22 protein-coding genes and 1 other RNA gene are annotated in these 19267 nt (G+C 68.0%); 9 read left to right on the top strand and 14 right to left on the bottom strand.

Annotated elements, in window-relative coordinates; all coding sequences use genetic code 11:
- Positions 1-88: 88 nt before the first annotated feature.
- Positions 89-379, bottom strand: a complete 291-nt coding sequence (locus F6X53_RS32050) for a DUF6894 family protein (RefSeq protein ID WP_191970648.1) — start codon at positions 377-379, stop codon at positions 89-91.
- A gap of 956 nt (positions 380-1335) precedes the next feature.
- The gene (locus F6X53_RS01170; RefSeq protein WP_150996345.1) at positions 1336-2115 is read right to left on the bottom strand and encodes a HesA/MoeB/ThiF family protein; all 780 of its coding nucleotides are present in this window, start codon (positions 2113-2115) and stop codon (positions 1336-1338) included.
- 132 nt (positions 2116-2247) lie between these two features.
- On the opposite strand from F6X53_RS01170, the gene dapE reads away from it, so the two are divergent.
- Positions 2248-3450, top strand: a complete 1203-nt coding sequence (dapE, locus tag F6X53_RS01165) for a succinyl-diaminopimelate desuccinylase (RefSeq protein WP_244965502.1) — start codon at positions 2248-2250, stop codon at positions 3448-3450.
- On the opposite strand, the gene truA is transcribed toward dapE, so the two are convergent.
- The 3 genes from truA to def are packed head-to-tail and all read right to left on the bottom strand — an operon-like array spanning position 3399 to position 5700.
- On the bottom strand, positions 3399-4193 hold the full coding sequence (gene truA / locus F6X53_RS01160) for a tRNA pseudouridine(38-40) synthase TruA (RefSeq protein ID WP_150996343.1): 795 nt from the start codon (positions 4191-4193) through the stop codon (positions 3399-3401). The two genes, dapE and truA, sit on opposite strands and share 52 nt — an antisense overlap.
- 13 nt (positions 4194-4206) lie before the next feature.
- Positions 4207-5121, bottom strand: a complete 915-nt coding sequence (fmt, locus tag F6X53_RS01155) for a methionyl-tRNA formyltransferase (RefSeq protein WP_191970661.1) — start codon at positions 5119-5121, stop codon at positions 4207-4209.
- A gap of 60 nt (positions 5122-5181) precedes the next feature.
- Positions 5182-5700 (bottom strand): peptide deformylase, encoded by a 519-nt coding sequence (gene def, locus F6X53_RS01150; RefSeq protein ID WP_150996339.1) that lies wholly within the window; start codon positions 5698-5700, stop codon positions 5182-5184.
- A gap of 250 nt (positions 5701-5950) precedes the next feature.
- On the opposite strand from def, the gene F6X53_RS01145 reads away from it, so the two are divergent.
- Positions 5951-6463: a GAF domain-containing protein gene (locus tag F6X53_RS01145; protein ID WP_150996337.1), complete on the top strand. Its 513-nt coding sequence runs from the start codon at positions 5951-5953 to the stop codon at positions 6461-6463.
- Between the two features lies 1 nt (position 6464).
- On the opposite strand, the gene recR is transcribed toward F6X53_RS01145, so the two are convergent.
- Positions 6465-7070 (bottom strand): recombination mediator RecR, encoded by a 606-nt coding sequence (gene recR / locus F6X53_RS01140; protein WP_150996335.1) that lies wholly within the window; start codon positions 7068-7070, stop codon positions 6465-6467.
- A gap of 427 nt (positions 7071-7497) precedes the next feature.
- Here recR and F6X53_RS01135 point away from each other — a divergent pair, with 427 nt between their 5' ends.
- Entirely contained in the window at positions 7498-9117 is a 1620-nt protein-coding gene (locus F6X53_RS01135) for a phosphoenolpyruvate carboxykinase (RefSeq protein WP_150996334.1), read from the top strand.
- A 117-nt stretch (positions 9118-9234) separates the two neighbouring features.
- Here the strand turns inward: F6X53_RS01135 and F6X53_RS01130 are convergent, their stop codons facing one another.
- The 5 genes from F6X53_RS01130 to F6X53_RS01110 form a co-directional block, all read right to left on the bottom strand.
- The gene (locus F6X53_RS01130; RefSeq protein ID WP_150996331.1) at positions 9235-11157 is read right to left on the bottom strand and encodes a CHASE3 domain-containing protein; all 1923 of its coding nucleotides are present in this window, start codon (positions 11155-11157) and stop codon (positions 9235-9237) included.
- A 93-nt stretch (positions 11158-11250) separates the two neighbouring features.
- On the bottom strand, positions 11251-11574 hold the full coding sequence (locus F6X53_RS01125) for a YbaB/EbfC family nucleoid-associated protein (protein WP_150996329.1): 324 nt from the start codon (positions 11572-11574) through the stop codon (positions 11251-11253).
- Positions 11575-11641: 67 nt separating this feature from the next.
- Complete coding sequence (locus F6X53_RS01120; protein WP_150996327.1) at positions 11642-13540, bottom strand: DNA polymerase III subunit gamma/tau; 1899 nt, start codon at positions 13538-13540, stop codon at positions 11642-11644.
- 72 nt (positions 13541-13612) lie between these two features.
- Positions 13613-13708, bottom strand: an RNA gene (gene ffs / locus F6X53_RS01115) — signal recognition particle sRNA small type.
- A 71-nt stretch (positions 13709-13779) separates the two neighbouring features.
- Positions 13780-14052, bottom strand: a complete 273-nt coding sequence (locus tag F6X53_RS01110; RefSeq protein WP_150996325.1) for a PepSY domain-containing protein — start codon at positions 14050-14052, stop codon at positions 13780-13782.
- A gap of 333 nt (positions 14053-14385) precedes the next feature.
- Between F6X53_RS01110 and F6X53_RS01105 the strand changes: the two genes are divergently transcribed.
- A complete protein-coding gene (locus F6X53_RS01105; protein ID WP_150996323.1) occupies positions 14386-15612 on the top strand; it encodes a tyrosine-type recombinase/integrase in 1227 nt (408 codons plus the stop codon).
- Positions 15613-15630: 18 nt separating this feature from the next.
- Here F6X53_RS01105 and F6X53_RS01100 read toward each other — a convergent pair whose 3' ends face one another.
- Genes F6X53_RS01100 through F6X53_RS01090 form a run of 3 tightly spaced genes read right to left on the bottom strand, consistent with a single transcriptional unit; the run spans position 15631 to position 16791 of the window.
- Positions 15631-15939, bottom strand: a complete 309-nt coding sequence (locus F6X53_RS01100; protein ID WP_150996321.1) for a hypothetical protein — start codon at positions 15937-15939, stop codon at positions 15631-15633.
- Positions 15932-16357: a hypothetical protein gene (locus tag F6X53_RS01095; protein WP_150996319.1), complete on the bottom strand. Its 426-nt coding sequence runs from the start codon at positions 16355-16357 to the stop codon at positions 15932-15934. The genes F6X53_RS01100 and F6X53_RS01095 overlap by 8 nt, the downstream gene beginning before the upstream one ends.
- Positions 16358-16383: 26 nt before the next feature.
- Positions 16384-16791, bottom strand: a complete 408-nt coding sequence (locus F6X53_RS01090; protein ID WP_210386365.1) for an Arc family DNA-binding protein — start codon at positions 16789-16791, stop codon at positions 16384-16386.
- A gap of 12 nt (positions 16792-16803) precedes the next feature.
- On the opposite strand from F6X53_RS01090, the gene F6X53_RS01085 reads away from it, so the two are divergent.
- The 5 genes from F6X53_RS01085 (at position 16804) to F6X53_RS01065 (ending at position 19197) form a co-directional block, all read left to right on the top strand.
- Entirely contained in the window at positions 16804-16983 is a 180-nt protein-coding gene (locus tag F6X53_RS01085; protein ID WP_150996317.1) for a DNA-binding protein, read from the top strand.
- A 168-nt stretch (positions 16984-17151) separates the two neighbouring features.
- Positions 17152-17589 carry a hypothetical protein gene (locus F6X53_RS01080; protein WP_150996314.1) on the top strand — a complete coding sequence of 146 codons (438 nt, stop codon included), beginning with the start codon at positions 17152-17154 and terminating at the stop codon, positions 17587-17589.
- Positions 17590-17728: 139 nt separating this feature from the next.
- Positions 17729-18184 carry a hypothetical protein gene (locus F6X53_RS01075; protein ID WP_150996312.1) on the top strand — a complete coding sequence of 152 codons (456 nt, stop codon included), beginning with the start codon at positions 17729-17731 and terminating at the stop codon, positions 18182-18184.
- A gap of 21 nt (positions 18185-18205) precedes the next feature.
- Positions 18206-18742: a phage major capsid protein gene (locus tag F6X53_RS01070; protein ID WP_150996310.1), complete on the top strand. Its 537-nt coding sequence runs from the start codon at positions 18206-18208 to the stop codon at positions 18740-18742.
- Positions 18743-18753: 11 nt separating this feature from the next.
- The gene (locus F6X53_RS01065; protein WP_150996308.1) at positions 18754-19197 is read left to right on the top strand and encodes a hypothetical protein; all 444 of its coding nucleotides are present in this window, start codon (positions 18754-18756) and stop codon (positions 19195-19197) included.
- Positions 19198-19267 lie beyond the last annotated feature (70 nt).

Genomic DNA, 19267 nt, shown 5'->3' with positions numbered 1-19267 from the left:
ACCTCCAGGGTGCGGACGCGTCGGCGCATCGGCGCCGGGTCCGTTGGGGAAAGGCGGAACGCCGACCCCGACCGCGCGGTAACCGTCCTCAGCAGAGGTCCGGCCGCAGCACCGCGCTGCGTCGATATCCTTCCGGATCGAGGATCTCCCGGAAGGGCACCTCCATCAGGAGCCGGCCGAACGCGTCGGCAATCTCGAAGGTGCAGCCGAGCGGGTCGTCCCGCCGGCCCAGGACGGTGCTCCGCCACAATTCCGCGGCGATGTCGGGAATCGCTTCGCACGCTTCGACGAAGGCGTCCTCCAAGCTGGCGAAGGTCGAACCTTCATCATCGCGGTGGGTTTCGACCGGTGTTCTGAAATGCAGAAAGAATTGCGGCATGAGATCATCTCATCGTGTCGGAATGCCGTCGTGACAAGAAGCGTCAACCGCCCTCGATCGACGCCTCGACGTGTTGCGCCATCTCAAACCGAGATGGTCTCGACTGCCTGATCCGACCCGAAGGTGGTCCTGTGCAGTTGTGCCACCTGTTCGATCAGGATCAGGACGTCTGGGGATAACTATTGCGTATCGATCACTGCGTACCACCAACGTATCCAGCGTCGGTGGCAAGCATCATATTTCGATGACTTGAAAGATATCAAGAGCAACAAATGCTGAATATCTAAAATTGTTTGGGCATTTTCATAGCTCGCAGGACCGCCGAGCCAGCCGGAATGGTCGAAATTTATCCAATCCGAGAGTGCTTTGTGTCCATCACTCCCGCGCAGATAGCCAACAGCAAAGCTTTCGCGTCTCCGAGCAACGCCATTGCCTAGACTTCCGGAGGGCTACCCGGATAGCCTCGCGCGAGGGTCTTGGCCTCTGCGAGAGACGATCTCGGGATGGCCGACACTGCCGGGATCTGCCGCCCCGGCGCCGCCGGCGGGCCGGAACCGGCAGCGCGCCAGGAAGGGAGCGCAGGGCGTTCAGCCATCGCCCGGCAACCCGGGCGACGCGGCGAAGCGCATCTTGAGCGTCGAGCGGACCAGGATGGCGCGCGAACCCCGGGCCCGGCGGCCGGTTACGGCCGCGGCTTGAGATGCCCGAACCGGCCGCGCGTGTAGAGCGAGCCGGCGATGACGAGCGTGACGGTCAGGAGACCACATCCGATGATCAGGAGATCGGTCTGAAGCACGTTTTCCTCCCGCCCGCTGGATTTAAGAATTTATGTCGGGCGTGGCCTGCTTACGCGATGCGGCACTATCTTACCAGGGCTCAGCGTCCGTGCGCGGTCGCGAAGCGGGGAAAGCCTGGAGGCCGGCAATTTCCTTCAGATCCGGGCGGGTCGAGCCGGCCTACGCCGCGCCGGTGCCGCTCAGCGGGTTCGCCTCGTCCCAGGCATAGGCCAGGGTCTCGAAGCGCATCGAGCGCGCATCGACCATCAGCAGGCGCCCGACGAGGGGCTCGCCGAAGCCCGCCACGGCGCGGATCACCTCCATGGCCATCAGCGAGCCCATCACGCCGGCGAGCGCCCCGAGAACGCCGGCCTCGGCGCAGGGCGGCACGCTGCCCGGCGGCGGCGGGTTCGGGAACAGGCAGCGATAGGTGGGGTTCGGCCGCCCGTCCGGGCCGGTCTCGTGGGCCCGGATGGTCGTGAGCGAGCCGTCGAACTGCCCGAGCGCCGCCGTCACCAGGGGACGGCGCGCGTGGAAACAGGCATCCGAGACGGCGTAGCGCGTCGCGAAATTGTCGGACCCGTCGGCGACGAGGTCGTAGCGGCCGATCAGGTCGACGGCGTTCTCCGCGTCGATCCGGACCGGGTGGGCGACGATCGCCACGTTCGGGTTGAGGCGGGCGACGGCGTCTGCCGCGCTCTCCACCTTCGGGCGCCCGACATCCGGCGTTCCGTGGATGACCTGCCGCTGCAGGTTCGAGAGCGAGACGGTGTCGTCGTCGACGATCCCGACGGTGCCGATGCCGGCGGCGGCGAGGTACTGGATCAGCGGCGCCCCGAGTCCGCCCGCGCCGACCACGAGCACCCGCGCCGCCTTCAGCCGCGCCTGACCGGGGCCGCCGACCTCGCGCAGCACGAGGTGGCGGGCATAGCGTTCGATCTCGTCGCGGGAGAGTGCCATCGGGTGGATCTAGACCTGTGCCGGCGCGCGCGGAAGTCCGCGCCGGGGATGCGGGCCGGCGGTGTCCGCCTTTTCTTTGGGCCCCGGTTCTCTAGGGTGTCCTCCCGCACCCGCAAGAAGCGCCCCGGACCCGTGCCCACAGACATCGCCCCGCTCGCCCTCGCCCAGGCCCTGATCCGCTGCCCCTCGGTGACACCCGACGAGGGCGGCGCCCTCGATCTGCTCCAGCGCGTGCTGGAGGAGGCGGGCTTCCGGGTGGAGCGTCCGGTCTTCTCCGAGCCGGGCACGCCGGACATCGAGAACCTCTACGCGCGGATCGGCTCGGGCGGGCGCCATCTGCTATTCGCCGGCCATACCGACGTGGTGCCGCCGGGCGCCGTCGCGGCGTGGCGGCACGGTCCCTTCGCCGGAACGGTGGAGGATGGGCTTCTCTACGGGCGCGGCGCCGCCGACATGAAGGGCGGCATCGCCTGCATGCTGGCGAGCGCCCTCGAATTCGTCGCGCGGCGCGGCCCGGATTTCGGCGGCACGATCGGCTTCCTGATCACCGGCGACGAGGAGGGGCCGGCGATCAACGGCACCGTGAAGCTCCTGGATTGGGCGCGTGCCCGCGGCGAGCGCTTCGACCATTGCCTGCTCGGCGAGCCGACCAACCCGAGCCGCCTCGGCGAGATGATCAAGATCGGCCGGCGCGGCTCGCTCACCGGCAAGCTCACGGTCCACGGGCGCCAGGGCCACGTGGCCTATCCGCACCGGGCCGAGAACCCGATTCCCGGCATGCTGCGCCTTGCCTCCGCCCTCGCGGCGGAGCCGCTGGACGACGGCACGGCGCATTTCAGCGCCTCGAATCTCGAATTCACCACCATCGATGTCGGGAACCCCGCCACCAACGTGATCCCGGCGGATGCGCGCGCGGTCTTTAACATCCGCTTCAACGAGGGCTGGAGCGCCGAGACCCTCGGGGCCGAGATCCGGACCCGCCTGGAACGGGCCGCCGGCAACGCGATCCGCTTCACCCTCGACCTGCAGCCCTCGAACGCCCCGGCCTTCCTGACGCAGCCCGACGCCTTCGTGGATCTCGTGGCCGAGGCGATCCGGGTCGAGACCGGGCTGACGCCGACCCTCTCGACCACGGGCGGCACCTCGGACGCCCGCTTCATCAAGGATGCCTGCCCGGTGATCGAGTTCGGCCTCGTCGGCGAGACCATGCACCAGACCGACGAGTGCGTGGCGGTCGCCGACCTGGAGCGGCTGACCGCCATCTACGGCCGCGTCCTCGACGGCTACTTCGCCGGGTCGTCCACCGCGTCCGCCGATGGGCCGAGGGGCGCGTAATCCACGCCCGCGAAGGTGAGGCCGCAGGCCGGCGCCATCGGGCCGCAGCGCGCCCGGTCGCGGCTGGCCAGGATCTCGGCGACGTCGGCCGCGCTGATGCGCCGGCAGCCCGCCAGCATCAGGGTTCCGACCATGCTGCGGACCTGGTGGTGCAGGAACGAGCGGGCCGAGGTCGCGATCACGATCTCGTCCATCAGGCCCATCGGTGCCTTCACGACGTCGAGCTGCTCCAGGGTGCGCACGGGGCTGTTCGCCTGGCACTCCGCCGCCCGGAAGGCGGTGAAATCGTGCTGTCCGAGGAGTCCGCGCGCCGCCGCGTGCATCAGCCCGGCATCCAGCGCCCAGGGCACGTGCCAGACATGGGCGCGGGTGAGCGCCGCGGGGCTGCGACGGTTCAGGATGCGATAGCGGTAATGCCGGCGGATCGCGGAATGGCGCGCGTCGAAGCCCGGCTCCACGATCTCGGCGGACAGGATCGCCACCGGAAGCGGACGCAGATGCGCGTTGATGGCGTCCCGCACGGTGTCGGTGCGCCAAGCTTTGGCGAGGTCGAGATGGGCGACCTGATGTGTGGCATGGACGCCCGCATCCGTGCGCCCGGCGCAGGTGAGGCGCGGGCTCTCGCCGGAGAACCGCACCGCCGCGTCCTCTATGGCGCCCTGAACACTCGGGTCCTCGACTTGGCGCTGCCAACCCCGGAACGGGGCGCCGTCGTACTCGATGACGAGCTTGTAGCGGGGCATCGGCGCTAGGGTCTCACGGCAGGCGCGTGCCCAGTTGGAGCCGGGCGCCGCGCAGGAAGTCCGGGCCCGTCGCGACGCCGCCCTTGCCGGCGCGGCGCAGTTCGAGGAGGCGCACCGCCCCGGTCCCGCAGGCGATTGCGGCCTGCGCATCGAGGAGCGTGCCCGGCGCCCCGGTGCCCTCGGTGGTCTGCGCCCGCAGCACCTTCACGCGCTCCTGTCCCTTGCCGAGATCGACCTCGAAGAAGGCCCCCGGGAAGGGCGAGAGCCCGTTGATGTGGTTGGCGACTACCCCGCCGGGCCGGCTCCAGTCGATTCGGGCCTCTTCGTTCGTGATCTTGTGGGCGTAGACGACGCCCTCCGGGGCCTGCGGCGTGAAGGTGAGGGCGCCGGCCTCGAGCCGGGCGAGGGCACGGCTCATCAGGTCGGCGCCGAGCGGCATCAGCGCGTCGTGCAGGGCCCCAGCGGTCATGCCGGGCCGGATCGGGAGCCGCGCCTCCAAGGCCACCGGGCCGGTGTCGAGCCCCGCTTCCATGCGCATCACGCCGACGCCGCTCTCGGCATCGCCCGCCATCACGGCCCGCTGGATCGGCGCCGCGCCGCGCCAGCGCGGCAGCAGCGAGCCGTGCAGGTTCAGGCAGCCGTGGCGGGGAATGTCGAGGATCGCCTGAGGCAGCAGCATCCCGTAGGCGACCACCACGGCGACATCGGCCGCATGCGCCAGGAAGGTCTCTGCCGCCCCCGCGCCCTTCAGGCTTCCGGGCGTCAGCACCGGAACGCCGAGGCTGTCGGCGAGGCGGTGCACGGGCGAGGGTGTCAGGCCCATGCCGCGCCCGGCCCGGGCCGGCGCCCGCGTGTAGACGGCCGCGACCGCGTGGCCGTCGGCCGCGATGCGCGCGAGCGTCGGCACCGCGAAATCCGGGGTGCCCATGAAGACGATTCTCACTGGAACGCGATTCCCGCTGAGCCCCCTCCGCAGATATGTTGCGGTTCAGGCAGCCTCGCCGCGCTTGGCGGCCTTTGCAAACTTCTTGTTCACTCGATCACGCTTGAGTTTCGACAGATGATCGATGAACAGAACCCCGTTAAGATGGTCGATCTCGTGTTGAATACAGGTCGAGAGCAGCCCGTCCGCGTCGATTTCCTGTGTAGCGCCAGTGAGATCGCGGTACCGGACCCGGACCCGGTCCGGACGTTCCACCTCGGCGTAATATTCGGGGATCGAGAGACAGCCCTCGTCGTAGACGCGCTTCTCCTCGGAGGACCAAACAATTTCCGGGTCCAGGAACACGCGCGGCTCGCGCGCATTTTCGTCTTTTGACGTATCAATGGTCACGACGCGGCGGGGGACACCGATCTGGATCGCCGCGAGCCCGACGCCCGGCGCGTCGTACATGGTCTCGAGCATGTCGGCGGCGAGCTTGCGGATCTCATCCGTGACGGCACCGACCGGCTCGGAGATCAGGCGCAGGCGGGTATCGGGCAGGATGACGAGGGGACGAACGGTCATGACGCAACCGGCTGGGCGGGATCGGCCACGGGCGGCGCCCGCGGGTGTCTGCAGATAGGATGCGCCACCGGACCGGTCAAATGAGGCGCGGCCTGGCCCCTGGCCCGGATCTCCCGCCGAGGCCTGCCCGGGACTGCGTTCGCGCCGTCCCGGGGACGCGCCCGGTCGAGCCCGACATCGACGGATCGCGCGAGGCCTGGACGGCGCCCGCGCGGATCCGGCACCGCTGAGGCCAGGAAGGACAGCGCGCATGGTGGAGGAGCGCCGCGAGCAGGGGCCATCCGCAGGAACCGGGTCGGCCGCCTATCCGGAGGTGTCCGACGAGGTCCTGGAGAGCTGGCAATACATCGTCAACGAGGTGGCCGGGCGCCTCAATGTGCCGGTCGGGCAGATCATGCGCCGGCGCGGCCCCGAGCTCGCGGTCTGCGTCACCAATGACGACGCGCGCAACCCACACGCGGTGGGCGAGGCGGCCGCGCTCGAGGGCTCCGGCCTGTATTGCGAGGCGGTCCTGCGGGAGGGGGTGCCGCTCCTCGTCCCGAACGCCGTCGCGGACCCGTCATGGGACGGCAATCCGTCGCTAGCCCGGCACGGGCTGGCGAGCTACCTCGGCTATCCGATCCGCTGGCCCGACGGGACGCTGTTCGGCACCCTCTGCGTCCTCGACGACCGCGAGAAGGCCTATACCCGGCAGGACCGGGACGTGATGGGCCTGATGCGCGACCTCATCGAGAGCAATCTGCGCACCCTGTGCGGCCGCTGAGTCAGAACGCGGTGCGGCTGCGGATGGCGGCGGAGAGGGTGCCCTCGTCGAGGTAATCGAGCTCGCCGCCGACCGGGACGCCGTGGGCGAGCTTCGTCACCTTGAGGCCGAGATGGCCGAGGGATTCGGTGACGTAATGGGCGGTGGTCTGGCCGTCGACCGTGGCGTTCAGCGCCAGGATGATCTCCTTCATGGCCGGGTCGCTCGCCCGCTCCACCAGGGAGGCGAGGTTCAGGTGCTCCGGCCGCACCCCGTCGAGGGGCGAGAGCACGCCGCCGAGCACGTGGTAGCGCGCCTGCACGGCGCCGGAGCGCTCCAGCGCCCAGAGATCGGAGACATCCTCCACCACCACGAGGGTGCTCGGGTCGCGGGCGGCATCGCGGCAGATGGTGCAGGGGTCGCTGGTATCGACGTTGCCGCAATCCTGGCAGACCACGATGCGCTCCACCGCGACCCGCATGGCCTCGGCGAGCGGCCCCAGCAGGGTGTCGCGCTTCTTGATCAGCTGCAAGGCCGCCCGCCGGGCCGAACGCGGGCCGAGGCCCGGCATGCGGGCGAGGAGCTGGATCAGGCGCTCGATCTCGGGACCGGCGACGGCTTGGGGCATCGGGTGTCCGTCTCAAACAGGGGCGACGCGCGGCGCGTACAAGGCGGCATCTCGCGGGGCGCGAAGGGGCTGGGTGCTGCCGGGATGACGGCGGGGCTGCGCACCCGATATGGGTTTGTGCGATTGCACCCGCACGCGCATGCGCGCAAGGGCCGCTGCGCCGGGAGGTCTCCGCGCCGGCGCGTCCGCGACGGTCAGCGACCGGACCGACGGTCCGCGGGGTCCTGACAAAGCCGCGTCCCAGTCTCGACATCGGCGTTTCGTCCAATTGACCGCGAAGGTTCGCCGTTTAACCAAGTGTTACAACGAGAAGCGGTGAACCAGCGTGCGGCGCTCCTGAACGACCGCACGGACGTCTCTCGAAGATCCCGGCGCCCGTCTGGGCCGGGGCAGGGTCAGGCGCGATCAGGGGCCGGGAGCAAAGCTCGTGAGTAACATCGGACAGTTCAATGCAGGTCACGGCGCGGACGCGATCGGCCTGCGAAACCTGAAAGCCGTTCACTGGAACCTTGAGACACCGCGTCTCTACGAGGAATCCCTCGCCCGCCGGGAGGGGCAGCTCGCCCGCGGCGGCGCCCTGGTGGCCACCACCGGCAGCCATACCGGACGCTCGCCCAAGGACAAGTTCGTGGTGCGCGACGCCACCACCGAGAACGAGATCTGGTGGGAGAACAACGGCGCCATCACGCCCGACCAGTTCGACACCCTGCTGTCGGACTTCCTCGCCCATGCCGAGGGCAAGGAGCTGTTCGCCCAGGACCTCTTCGGCGGCGCCGATCCGGGTCACCGCGTCAAGGCACGGGTCTTCACCGAGTTCGCCTGGCACTCGCTCTTCATCCGCAACCTGCTGATCCGACCCGAGCGCGACGACCTTGCCGCCTACGTCCCCGACCTGACCCTGATCGACCTGCCGAGCTTCCAGGCCGATCCCGCCCGGCACGGCTGCCGCTCGAAGACCGTGATCGCGATGGATTTCGCCCGCAGGATCGTGCTGATCGGCGGCTCGGCCTATGCGGGCGAGATGAAGAAATCGGTCTTCACCTACCTGAACTTCACCCTGCCCACGGCCGGCGTGATGCCGATGCACTGCTCGGCGAACGCCGCCCTCGACGCCGAGGGCGGCTCGGCCCTGTTCTTCGGCCTGTCGGGAACCGGCAAGACCACGCTCTCGAACGATTCCTCGCGCATGCTGCTCGGGGATGACGAGCACGGCTGGAGCCCGGAGGGAATCTTCAACTTCGAGGGCGGCTGCTACGCCAAGACCATCCGGCTCTCGCGCAACGCCGAGCCCGAGATCTACGCCACCACCGAGCGCTTCGGCACCGTGATGGAGAACGTGGTGATCGACCCCGAGACCCGGGTGCCGGATTTCGACGACGCCTCCCTCACCGAGAACACCCGCTGCGCCTACCCGCTCGACTTCATCGCGAATGCGAGCGCCACGGGGCGGGCCGGGCACCCGAAGAACATCGTGATGCTCACCTGCGACGCCTTCGGGGTGATGCCGCCGATCGCCAAGCTCTCGGGCGCCGAGGCGATGTACCATTTCCTCTCGGGCTACACCGCCAAGGTGGCGGGCACGGAGCGCGGCCTGACGGGGCCGGAGGCCACCTTCTCCACCTGCTTCGGGGCCCCGTTCATGCCGCGCCACCCGAGCGTCTACGGCAACCTGCTGCGCGATCTGATCGCCGAGCATGAGGTCGATTGCTGGCTCGTCAACACCGGCTGGACCGGGGGCGGGGTCGGCACCGGCCGGCGTATGCCGATCCGGGTGACCCGGCGCCTCCTCGCCGCCGCCCTCGACGGCTCGCTGTCGCAGGCCGAGTTCCGGCGCGACCCCTATTTCGGCTTCGCGGTCCCGACCCAGGTGCCGGGGGTCGAGCAGCACGTGCTCGAGCCCGTCAAGACCTGGAACAACAAGGCCGCCTTCGCCGAGACGGCGACGAAGCTCGTCGCGATGTTCAAGGAGAACTTCAAGCGCTTCGAGGCGCATGTGGATGCCGAGGTGAAGGCCGCCGAGCCGACCACCCAGGCCATCGCGGCGTAGGCCGCGCAAGCGATCGGGGGCGGAGCGGTTCGCTCCGCTCCTCCGCCGAAGCGCGCCACCTGACGTCGAGGTGGCGCGGGCGGGCCGCGTCGGGCGGACCTGCCGACACGAGGCGCCTCAGACGCGCGCCTTGGCGCTCTCGGCCAGCACCGTCCGGACCTTCCGGGCGAGTTGCTCCAGCGTGTAGGGCTTGCCGAGGAGCTGCACGTCGGAATCCACGATGCCGTTATGCACGATGGCGTTGCGGGTGTAGCCCGTGGTGTAGAGCACCGGCAGTCCCGGCCGGAGGCGCCGCACCGCGTCGGCGAGTTCCTTGCCGCTCATGTCCGGCATCACGACATCGGTGAACAGGAGCGCGATCTCGCCCTGGCGGTCGAGGAGGCGCAGGGCCTCCGCCGGCCCGCTCGCGTGGATGACCGTGTAGCGCAGGTCGCGCAGGGCCTCGACGGCCATGCGCCGGACATTGTCCTCGTCCTCGACCACCAGGATGATCTCGCCCGGATGACCCTCCGGGATATCGGCATGGACCTGGCGCCCGGCCGGCGCGGGGACCGGCCCGACGAGGCGCGGCAGGTAGATCTTCACCGTGGTGCCGTGGTTGGGCTCGGAATAGATCTTCACGTGCCCGTCCGACTGCTTCACGAAGCCGTAGACCTGGCTGAGGCCGAGCCCGGTTCCCTGTCCGACCTGCTTCGTGGTGAAGAACGGATCGAAGGCGCGCGCGACGACATCCGGCATCATTCCGACGCCGGTATCCGTGATGGCGATCATGACGTATTGCCCCGCCGGCACGCCGAGATGAGACGCCGCGTAGGCATCGTCCAGATGGGCGTTGCTCGTCTCGATCGTGAGCCGGCCCCCGCCCGGCATCGCGTCGCGGGCATTGACCGCGAGGTTGACGAGCCCGTTCTCCAGCTGGTTCGCATCGGCCCGCGTCGCCCAGAGCCCCCCGGCCAGCACGGTCTCCATCTGCACGGTCTCGCCGAGGGTCCGGCGCAGCAGCTCGGACATGCCCGAGACCAGCCGGTTGCAATCGAGAGTCTCGGGGGCGAGCGGCTGCTTGCGCGCGAAGGCGAGGAGGCGGTGCGTCAGGGTCGCGGCGCGCTCGGCCCCCGTCAGGGCCTGCTCGATGTAGTGCCCGACCCGGGTCTCGCCGCGGTCGAGGCGGCGCTTCAAGAGGTTGAGGTTGCCGAGAATGATCGCCAGCATGTTGTTGAAATCATGCGCCAGGCCGCCCGTGAGCTGGCCGATCGCCTCCATCTTCTGCGACTGGCGCAGCTGCGCCTCCAGGGCATCGCGGCTCGCGACCGTGGCCGCCAGGGCGTAGTGGTTCGCCAGGAGCGCGGCGTTGGCCGAGACCAGCCGCGCGCTCCGCTGGCGCGCGTCCAGGATCGCGTAGGCGGCCAGCGCCAGCGCCAGCAGCACCGCAACCGCGATCACGATCTGCAGCAGGCGCTCCGTGTCGGCCGCGCGGTCCTGACGGGCCTCCAGCACCCGGGCGGATTCGGTCTCGAGCTGGTTCACGAGCGTGCGGACCCGGTCCATCAGGTCCTTGCCCCGGCCAGACCGCATGAGGTCGCGGCTCGCCGCCTCCTGCCCGGCTTGCCGGAGCGCGATGGTTCGGCCGAGCTCGGCGATCTTCTCGGTGGCGGCGGAGCGCAGACTCGCCACGAGCCCGGCGAGATCCGGCTCGGTCGCCATCGCGGCCTCCACCCCCGCGAGGCCGGCCTCGAACTGCGCGGTCGCCTCCGCGTAGGGCGCCAGATAGGAATCCTCGCCGGTCAAGAGGTAGCCGCGCTGGCCGGTCTCGGCATCCTGGAGCGTGGAGAACAGTGTCGCGATCGCGGAGCGCAGATCGTAGCTGCGCCGCATCTCCGCGACCGTCACGCGCTGCATCACCACGAGGGCGCCGCTGCCCACCACGACCGCGAGCAGCAGGAGGAACCCGCCCACCAGGGGCGCGAGCCCGCGCAGGCGCGACGCGTCGGGGGCGCGCTCCGTCCCGGCCGGCGCGGAGGGTTCGTCGGTGGAACGAGACATGACCGTTTCCTGAGGTCCGCTCAGCTCTACCGTTTCGTCCGAGGCCGCACAATCACGGCCGTAAGCCCGCGCGAGAGCGGACGACCGGAGTGACTAGAAGGGCAGCTTCATGCCGGGCGGCAGGGGCAGATCCTTGGTCAGCTCTGCCATGCGCGCCTGGGCCGTCTGCTCGGCCTTGGAGCGGGCGTCGTTCACCGCCGCCACGACGAGGTCCTCGAGGATCTCGCGCTCGTCGGCGATCATCAGGCCCGGGTCGATGGTGACGCCCTTGACGAGGCCCTTGGCCGTCATCGTCACCTGGACGGCGCCGCCGCCCGAGGCGCCCGAGACCTCGACGGCGTCGAGTTCGCTCTGCAGGTTGGCCATCTTCTCCTGCATGGCCTGAGCCTGCTTCATGATGCCCATGAGGTCGCGCATGCGGATCGATCCCGGCTGGTGTGAGAAACGCTCGAAGGCCTGATCTAGTGGCTCCTGGCCCCCGGCGCTACGGCTCGTCGTCCTCGCCGGCCTCGATCGGGGCAGCCTCGCCGAGCATCCCGGCGCCGTCGCCGGCCTCCGGCGCCTTGTCGCGCACGTCGATGATCTGGGCGCCGGGGAAGCGCGACAGGACCTCGCGCACGAGGGGATGGGCGGCGGCGTTCTGGTGGCGGGTCTCGGTCGCCGCGCGGGCATGGGCCTCGAGCGTCGGGGCGCCCGCATCCTTGGACAGGGCGACGATCCAGCGCCGGCCGGTCCAGAGATCGAGGGCGCGGGCCAGATCGTTGGCGATGCTCGGGCGGCCGCCCTCGGCGAGGCGGAACTCGATCCGGCCCTCCTCGAAGCGCACGAGATGGACATCGCGCTCCAGCGCCGTCTTCAGCCCGATGTCGCGCCGCTCGTCGGCGAGCGCCACCACGTCCTCGAAGCGGCCGAGGCGCGGGCCGGCGGGCTGGGGCGCGGCCTGCGCGACCGGTGCCGGGCGCGCGGCGGCCCCGCCGCCACCCGCCAGGGCGAGCGCCGGCCGCGGGGGCGCCTCGGGGGGCTGAGCGGAGACTTGCGGCGAGACTTGCGGCGAGACTTGCGGTGAAACTTGCGATGGGACGGGGGCCGGTCCGGCGAATCCCTGGACCGGGGGGAGGGAGCGCTGCGGCGAGGCTGCCGGCACGCCGCCTTGCAGCGCCTCCGCCTTCATCTGGCGCAGGGCCTCGTCGGGTGTCGGCAGGTCGGCCGCGTAGGCGAGGCGCACCAGAACCATCTCGGCGGCGGCGAGCGCGCGCGTGGCGGCCTGCACCTCGGGGATCGCCTTGATGAGGATCTGCCAGGCCCGCGAGAGCACCCGGACCGAGAGCCCGGCGGCGAAATCCGAGCCGCGGCGGCGCTCGACCTCGCTCAGGGTCGGGTTGGCGGCGGCCGCTTCCGGCACGAGCTTGAGGCGGGTGACGAGGTGGGTGAAGCCCGCGAGGTCGGCCATCACCACGGCGGGGTCGGCGCCGGCCTCGTACTGGCCGCGCAGTTCCGCGAAGGCCGCCGGGACGTCGCCGCGCATCACGGCCTCGAACAGGTCGACGATGCGCCCGCGATCGGCGAGGCCGAGCATGTCGCGCACGCTCGCGGCCGTGACGGCGCCGGCCCCGTGCGCGATGGCCTGGTCGAGGAGCGAGAGCGCGTCGCGCACCGAGCCCTCGGCCGCGCGGGTGATCGCCGCGAGCGCCTCCTCCTCGGCGCTCACGCCTTCGGCGGCGCAGATGCGGGCGAGGTGGGCCGACAGGGTCTCGGCCTCGACGCGGCGCAGGTCGAAGCGCTGGCAGCGCGACAGGATCGTCACCGGGACCTTGCGGATCTCGGTCGTGGCGAACACGAACTTGGCGTGGGGCGGCGGCTCCTCCAGCGTCTTCAGGAAGGCGTTGAAGGCCTTCTCGGAGAGCATGTGGACCTCGTCCACGATGTAGACCTTGTAGCGGGCCGAGACCGGGCTGTAGCGGATGCCGTCGATGATGCCGCGCACGTCGTCGATGCCCGTATGCGAGGCGGCGTCCATTTCCAGCACGTCCATGTGCCGCGATTCCATGATCGCCTGGCAATGGAGGCCGAGTTCCGGCATCGCGATGGTGGGGCCGGTATCGGGCTGGTCCGCGCGGGCATAGTTCAGGCCGCGGGCGAGGATGCGGGCGGTCGTGGTCTTGCCGACCCCGCGCACCCCGGTGAGCATCCAGGCCTGCGGGATGCGGTTGGCCGCGAACGCGTTCGCCAGGGTGCGCACCATGGCGCCCTGGCCGATCAGGTCGTCGAAATCCTTGGGACGGTACTTTCGGGCCAGCACCCGATAGGGGGTCACTGCGGCCGCCGGGGCCGGGAACCCGGGCAGGCCCGGCTCGTCGTCATGCGTGCCGGGCGTCGCGTCCATGCGTCTTGGGAGGCGTCTTGGCTGGGGTCCCGGTCCGCTCGGGCGGGCCGCGCCCGCGGAGCGGTTGAGACGGGTGGGAGGCTGACAAAGACCCGCTCGGTCTCGTTAGGGCTGCTTCCTTCCGGACCTGACCCGGTTGGCGAGTGAAACGTCCCTCACCAACCTCCCGCCGCCTATATGGCCGGGCGCCGCCCCGAACGCAAGCGGCTCCCGGCCCCGCGAATCCCCGGAGGCGGGCCTTACTCGGCCTCGCGCTTCACGATCGCCAGGCTCTTCGGGTCGAGCTTCAGGTCGAACTGCTTGCCGCTCGCATCGATGGCGTCGTCGACCTCGATCATGCCGTCGTCGAGCTCGATCTTCTTCCACTTGGTGAAGCCCTCCTGCTTCAGCACGGCCTCGACCTTGGTCTGCTGGTCGGGCGGCAGCTTCTCGTCGGCGCGGGCGCTGCCGGCGAGGGCGCCCGTGAAGCCGGTCGCGAGGGCAAGGGCGAGGGCGGCGGTGGGAAGGCGCATGGCGTGTCTCCTGGCTCTGTTGGCCGGCGATGAACCGCCGAAGCCTCTGCGGGTTCCCAGTTGTGTCCGCAACGATCGGCGCCTACGCTCAAACCCTCGCCTTCAGGATCCCGACAGCATGGTCACCCGCGTCGCCACCGTCGCCTTCGAGGGGTAAGTGGTAGGACTTTTCCCTTCGATGACGAACGTTGCCCGCTGTATCTAAACTGCTGCAGCTACGGCGCTTCCGGCGAAAGCTATTGTGGAAATCCATCACCGGCAACGTCGCGAAATTTCGCTGTTTTCCTAGTCCGTGGTGACACTGCGGTGACTCCACGGACGACGGTGACACCGATGCCCAAGCTCACGAAGCGGATAGTCGACGCAGCAGAAGCCCGTCCGGCGCCGTACTTTCTTTGGTGCACCGAGCTGAGGGGCTTCGGCGCTCGGGTCTTCCCGTCCGGCCGGCGGGTCTACTACGCCGACTATCGCACCACCGGCGGGCTCCGACGCCGCATGGCGATCGGAGAGCACGGCAAAATCACTGTGGAGGAGGCGCGCAAGCTCGCCATCAACACGATGAGCGACGTGATCCGCGGCGAGGACCCTGTCGAGGAGCGAATCACCCGGCGCAAGTCCATGACGATCGCCGAGCTTTGCGAGCGGTACCTCAAGGCGGCCGACAAGGGTCAGATCCTTGGCCGCGCCCGGAAGCCGAAGAAGGCCTCAACTTTGGTCTCAGACCGCGGCCGGATCGAGCACCACATCATCCCGCTGCTCGGCCGGCGCCTCGCGCGCGATTTGACCACTGCCGACGTTCAACGGTTCGTGCGCGAGGTCCAGGAAGGCAAGACCGCCAAACGCTACAAGACGAAGGCCAGGGGCATCGTGCTGGTCGAAGGCGGCGACGGCGCAGCCTCGCGCAGCGCCGGCCTGCTCGGTGGTATCATGAGCTACGCGATAGGAGAGGGGATCATCGCCCTGAACCCCGTGCGCGGCGTGAAGAAGCCGGCCGATCAGAAGCGGGACCGCCGGCTCTCTCCCGAGGAATATCAGGCGCTGGGCCGGGTGCTCGCAGAGGCTGACGAGCAGGGCGAGAGCTGGCAGTCGACACACAGCATCAGGCTCCTGTGCCTGACCGGTTGCCGGATGCGGGAGATCGCGAACCTTCGTTGGGCTGAGGTGGACCTCTCCGGGTCCTGCCTGCGGCTCTCGGACACGAAGGAGGGCCGGTCGGTCCGCCCGGTCGGGCAGGCGGCAGTCGCGTTGCTGCGCCAGATCGCCGAGCGCCAGGCCGGCGCCCATGTGCTACCGGCGACAAGAGGGAAGGGCGGCTTCGGCGGCATTCCCGACGCGGTCGAGCGGTATACGAGGCGGGCAGAGCTACGCGGCGTCGGCGCTCACACCCTGCGCCATTCCTACGCCTCGACGGCTGGCGACCTTGGCTTAAGCGACAGCACCATCGGCGCCATGCTCGGCCACGCCGGGCACGGCGTGACCTCCCGGTACATCCACCATCTCGACGCCGTGCTTATCGCTGCGGCAGATAAGGTAGCGGAAAAATTGTCGAGTTACTTCTGAAATAACTGTTTGCACGAACTATCGGTTCAAAGGCGCCATCTTCGAAGTATCTTTGTAGAACCACTCCCAAGCCCCTGGACCGAGTACGCCATCAAGATCTTGTGTGTTGATTCGAGCAAATATGGCACCGACGTCCGGGAACATGAAAGAGGTGGCTTCTGCAAGTTGCCTAGCAGTTAGATTTGTCTTTATGAAATACACCAGGGGTATGGGCGAGTAGTAGTCAAGGATCCTGACGTCGATATACAGCCAATTTTCTACAATTTTGTAGTGCGTGTTGCTCGAGGCCTGAAAGTTGAGGCTGTAGATTTTAGGGTCTTCAGCCATTGGTCGAGTCCTTCATTTGAGCGTGTTCGAGGTGTAGATTCGGCCCTCTTTGCACATCACGGTATTGCGCATCCTCAGCGATACGACTCGCAATCGCGTGCTGCTGCCTGCCCATTTCGATCTGAAGTTTTTCAGATTGCATCAAATTCGGATTTACCGTTCGAAAGTAGTCGAAGCTTCGGAAAACCCAGAACGCGCTAGCGCATGATATGAAAGCAAAAACCCACATCACCGGACTAGAAAGCGCCGCCGCGACCAAAGTAGCAATGAAAGAAAGGCCGCACAACCAGAGCAAGGGAGTGAGAACTCCTTCAGATTTTACTTTCTGAATTACAGCCGGGAAGCTTAGATTTTTCGGCCATTGAAGGCGCGGCATTCGCATTTTTGAATTACCTGTCCGGCTCGGCTGATTGATCATAGCCTCGTGTCGAAACTTCCTCGGCCTCAGCGCTTTGTTGGTGACTCAGCCAGCGGATCGAGCTTTGAGTTCTTATCGTTCCGTCTTTTCATTTCTTCAACTCGTTTCGCATAGTCGCTAGAGCCATCAAGTGCCCACTTTGCCCCGGCTTCTAGCGCGTCCAGCAGCGCAACCATGTTGCCGTTGAGCCGCTCGGCCTCCGCCTTCGAGATCATCTCGCTGCCTTCGCCGTCGACGCTGGACTGAAGGCGCGCGACAATTTCTGCGTTCATTGAGCGCCCGTTGGCTTTCGCCAATTCGGCGATCCGATCGCGAAGATCGTCCGGCAGTCGGATTTTCATCTGCGGGTCTGCGCGCGTCATTCCGCCGGTATGGACCACCGTGGTCTTGACAGCAATAAACCACCGTGGTTCATACACCACCGTGGTCCACATAACGGAGCCCACATGAAGACCAACGAGCAGATGAAGATCCGTCTGCCGCTCGACCTCAAGGCGTTCGTCGCCGGCCAAGCGGACAGGAACAGGTCTACTCAAAACAGCGAAGTTGTTCGCGCCGTCCGCGAGAGGATGGAGCGCACAAAAGAAACGGCCTCCGAGAGCGCTGCAACGCTCGCGAAGGCCTGAACCACCAACGATCCCACGGAGATCATGATGGCTTGCCAAAGTTATATCACGTCGACCTTATTACGTCTCGGTTCGAAAGACGGGCTGTGCTTACTATTAGCAGGGCCCGCGACCAAGCCGGGTCCCGTAACTTCTGCCATTCGGACGATGAGGGCAGCGGATCCGGGATTGCAGCGACGCAATTCGAAGCTCGTTTCCTTCATCGCTGCTATCTTCTCAGGCGAGCACAAGAAGCCTTCGTCGTCTCGCCGCAACTTTCTCCGCTCACTCTTGAGCAGCCTGCCCACGCTCTCGCTGATCGGCGGCAGCGTGGCGCTCACTGGAAGCTCCACATCCGCAGCCGAGCCCGTCACAAACGAGCTCCTCGATAGCTACGACGCCTGGCTCGAGCACGAGCGACGGCAGCTTCAGTGGGAGCGGTATCGGAGTCAGCCGGTCTATCGGCTTCCTCATCCCTTCTCGGATGGCAGGGGTGCCACTTTCGATCAGGTGCCGCTTGCGAATGGCGGAGCGCAGTTTCACGCCACCAACTCGCAGCAAGCCTCGGCTCGAGCGGCGCTCGTTCTGAGTGCGGTCGGTTGCGAATGGCGCGGCAAGAGCCTGTGATCCTTCCGCACGGTTGTCGCGAGCGCTGATTGCCGGGGAGCCCTTGTGCTCACAGGCGCAAGGGCTTTTCCACAAGCACTGTTATTGCTTTTCCCATAGGTTCGCGTATCCTATGGGAATTCCAATAACGGAGTTCTACATGTCAGCCTGCAAGCTCAAGGCCCGCACCGCCCTCGCCACCGAGATCGCGTTGGTCAACCGTCAGAGGTTCAACGAAGCAGTTGCGGAGGGATTTTACCCCTGCGCGCCCAGTACCGTCCGCGGCGCCACGCGCCTATTCGACGTGAATGATATCGTGACCCTGCGCATCTACGGCCGCCTGCTCGACGAAGGCATGATCCCCCGTTCCGCCGGGCAGGTCGCTTGTGGGCTGCGGACGCTTCTCGCTCAGCATCCTGACGCAGAGCGGGTGGTCCACGTCACGACCTCGATGGGAAGTCCGGTTTGGCTGCGTGCGGATGAGTTCGACCGGGATGCCACGGACATGAGCGGAACTGACATCGTCTCCGCGCGCGAATGGTATCTCAAGTACACGCGCGGTCGCGTGATTAGGGACCTGGAAGAAGAGAGCAACGCGCTCGGCTCGGACGACTAACAACTTCAGAGGAATTTCCACATGACCGTGAATACGCAGCTTCCCGACAATCTGTCGGGAGCAACGCTCCCGGCTTGCCTGGAGCCTCGCTTCCGCAAGCCTCGCCTCAACCCCGTTGAGGCCAGCGACTACCTCGCCGCGGCCTACGGGACGCCCGTCGCAGTCGCCACGCTGGCGAAGTGGCGGTGCATCAAGAGCGATGGTCCGGCTTTCGATCGGTTCGGCCGCTCGATCTTCTACCGGCGCGCGGTTCTCGATGACACCACCGGCCGGTACTATTGGCAGGAGAGCATCGCCGAGGGCCAGCCCCCGACGCTACTCGGCCGGCCCGTGGTCGAGGCGGTCGACATGCCCGACGTTGCGGCCAACGCCACCCCGGTACTCTTCGGCGACATCCAGTCGGCCTACCGGATCTACGACCGGGTCGGCATGTCGATCCTCCGCGATCCCTACAGCATCGCCACCGAGGGCCAGACCCGCTTCCACGCTCGCCGCCGGGTCGGCGCCGGCGTGGTCCGTCCGGAGGCCGTCCGCAAGCTCAAGATCGCAGCGAACTGAGGAGCACGACCATGCGCGACTGGACCCACAACTTCGGGGCGGTGAATGCCATCGCCCCGGCCGTCCTGACCGACGACCCCGCGGCCATCACGATCGATCGTTCCGGCTACGATGCCGTGACCTTCGTCCTGATGCTCGGCGTCGGCGGCATCACCTTCACGAACACGAACCGGATCGACTTCATCGTCGAGCATTCGGACGACGGCGCGACCTGGGAGGCGGTGGATCCGACCAACCTCCTCGGCGCAACGCCCGACGCGTCCGGGATCGTGCTCAGCCAGCGCACTGCGCACCCGGCCGCCACCGTCCACCGCTTCGGCTACGTGGATGGCACGGTCGGTGACCGCCGCTACGTCCGCCTGCGAGCCGACTTCAACGGCACGCACGGCACCGGAACCCCGATCGCCGCCCTGGCGGTGCTGGGCAACGCCCGCACCATGCCGATGGCGGCCTAACAGCCGGCCAGAGAGGCGCCACCCCTGGAGGGCGACGCCGGGCAGCCCGACAACGAGAAGTTGGCCTCCG

Origin of the sequence: Methylobacterium soli (assembly GCF_008806385.1) — a bacterium.
In the GTDB taxonomy this organism is placed as follows: Bacteria; Pseudomonadota; Alphaproteobacteria; order Rhizobiales; family Beijerinckiaceae; genus Methylobacterium; species Methylobacterium soli.
Note: the sequence above shows the minus strand (reverse complement) of the source record. Positions and strands in the feature narration are given on the sequence as shown.

Excerpts from the sequence above, each read along its gene's own strand:
- F6X53_RS01095 (WP_150996319.1), bottom strand. The coding sequence starts at position 16,357 with ATGATCAATCAGCCGAGCCGGACAGGTAATTCAAAAATGCGAATGCCG.
- F6X53_RS01145 (WP_150996337.1), top strand. The coding sequence starts at position 5,951 with ATGGTGGAGGAGCGCCGCGAGCAGGGGCCATCCGCAGGAACCGGGTCG.
- F6X53_RS01090 (WP_210386365.1), bottom strand. The coding sequence starts at position 16,791 with ATGTGGACCACGGTGGTGTATGAACCACGGTGGTTTATTGCTGTCAAG.
- F6X53_RS01065 (WP_150996308.1), top strand. The coding sequence starts at position 18,754 with ATGCGCGACTGGACCCACAACTTCGGGGCGGTGAATGCCATCGCCCCG.
- F6X53_RS32050 (WP_191970648.1), bottom strand. The coding sequence starts at position 379 with ATGCCGCAATTCTTTCTGCATTTCAGAACACCGGTCGAAACCCACCGC.
- F6X53_RS01085 (WP_150996317.1), top strand. The coding sequence starts at position 16,804 with ATGAAGACCAACGAGCAGATGAAGATCCGTCTGCCGCTCGACCTCAAG.
- recR (WP_150996335.1), bottom strand. The coding sequence starts at position 7,070 with ATGCCCCAAGCCGTCGCCGGTCCCGAGATCGAGCGCCTGATCCAGCTC.
- def (WP_150996339.1), bottom strand. The coding sequence starts at position 5,700 with ATGACCGTTCGTCCCCTCGTCATCCTGCCCGATACCCGCCTGCGCCTG.
- F6X53_RS01130 (WP_150996331.1), bottom strand. The coding sequence starts at position 11,157 with ATGTCTCGTTCCACCGACGAACCCTCCGCGCCGGCCGGGACGGAGCGC.
- F6X53_RS01070 (WP_150996310.1), top strand. The coding sequence starts at position 18,206 with ATGACCGTGAATACGCAGCTTCCCGACAATCTGTCGGGAGCAACGCTC.
- truA (WP_150996343.1), bottom strand. The coding sequence starts at position 4,193 with ATGCCCCGCTACAAGCTCGTCATCGAGTACGACGGCGCCCCGTTCCGG.
- F6X53_RS01125 (WP_150996329.1), bottom strand. The coding sequence starts at position 11,574 with ATGCGCGACCTCATGGGCATCATGAAGCAGGCTCAGGCCATGCAGGAG.
- F6X53_RS01120 (WP_150996327.1), bottom strand. The coding sequence starts at position 13,540 with ATGGACGCGACGCCCGGCACGCATGACGACGAGCCGGGCCTGCCCGGG.
- F6X53_RS01075 (WP_150996312.1), top strand. The coding sequence starts at position 17,729 with ATGTCAGCCTGCAAGCTCAAGGCCCGCACCGCCCTCGCCACCGAGATC.
- F6X53_RS01170 (WP_150996345.1), bottom strand. The coding sequence starts at position 2,115 with ATGGCACTCTCCCGCGACGAGATCGAACGCTATGCCCGCCACCTCGTG.
- F6X53_RS01100 (WP_150996321.1), bottom strand. The coding sequence starts at position 15,939 with ATGGCTGAAGACCCTAAAATCTACAGCCTCAACTTTCAGGCCTCGAGC.
- F6X53_RS01110 (WP_150996325.1), bottom strand. The coding sequence starts at position 14,052 with ATGCGCCTTCCCACCGCCGCCCTCGCCCTTGCCCTCGCGACCGGCTTC.
- fmt (WP_191970661.1), bottom strand. The coding sequence starts at position 5,121 with ATGGGCACCCCGGATTTCGCGGTGCCGACGCTCGCGCGCATCGCGGCC.
- F6X53_RS01105 (WP_150996323.1), top strand. The coding sequence starts at position 14,386 with ATGCCCAAGCTCACGAAGCGGATAGTCGACGCAGCAGAAGCCCGTCCG.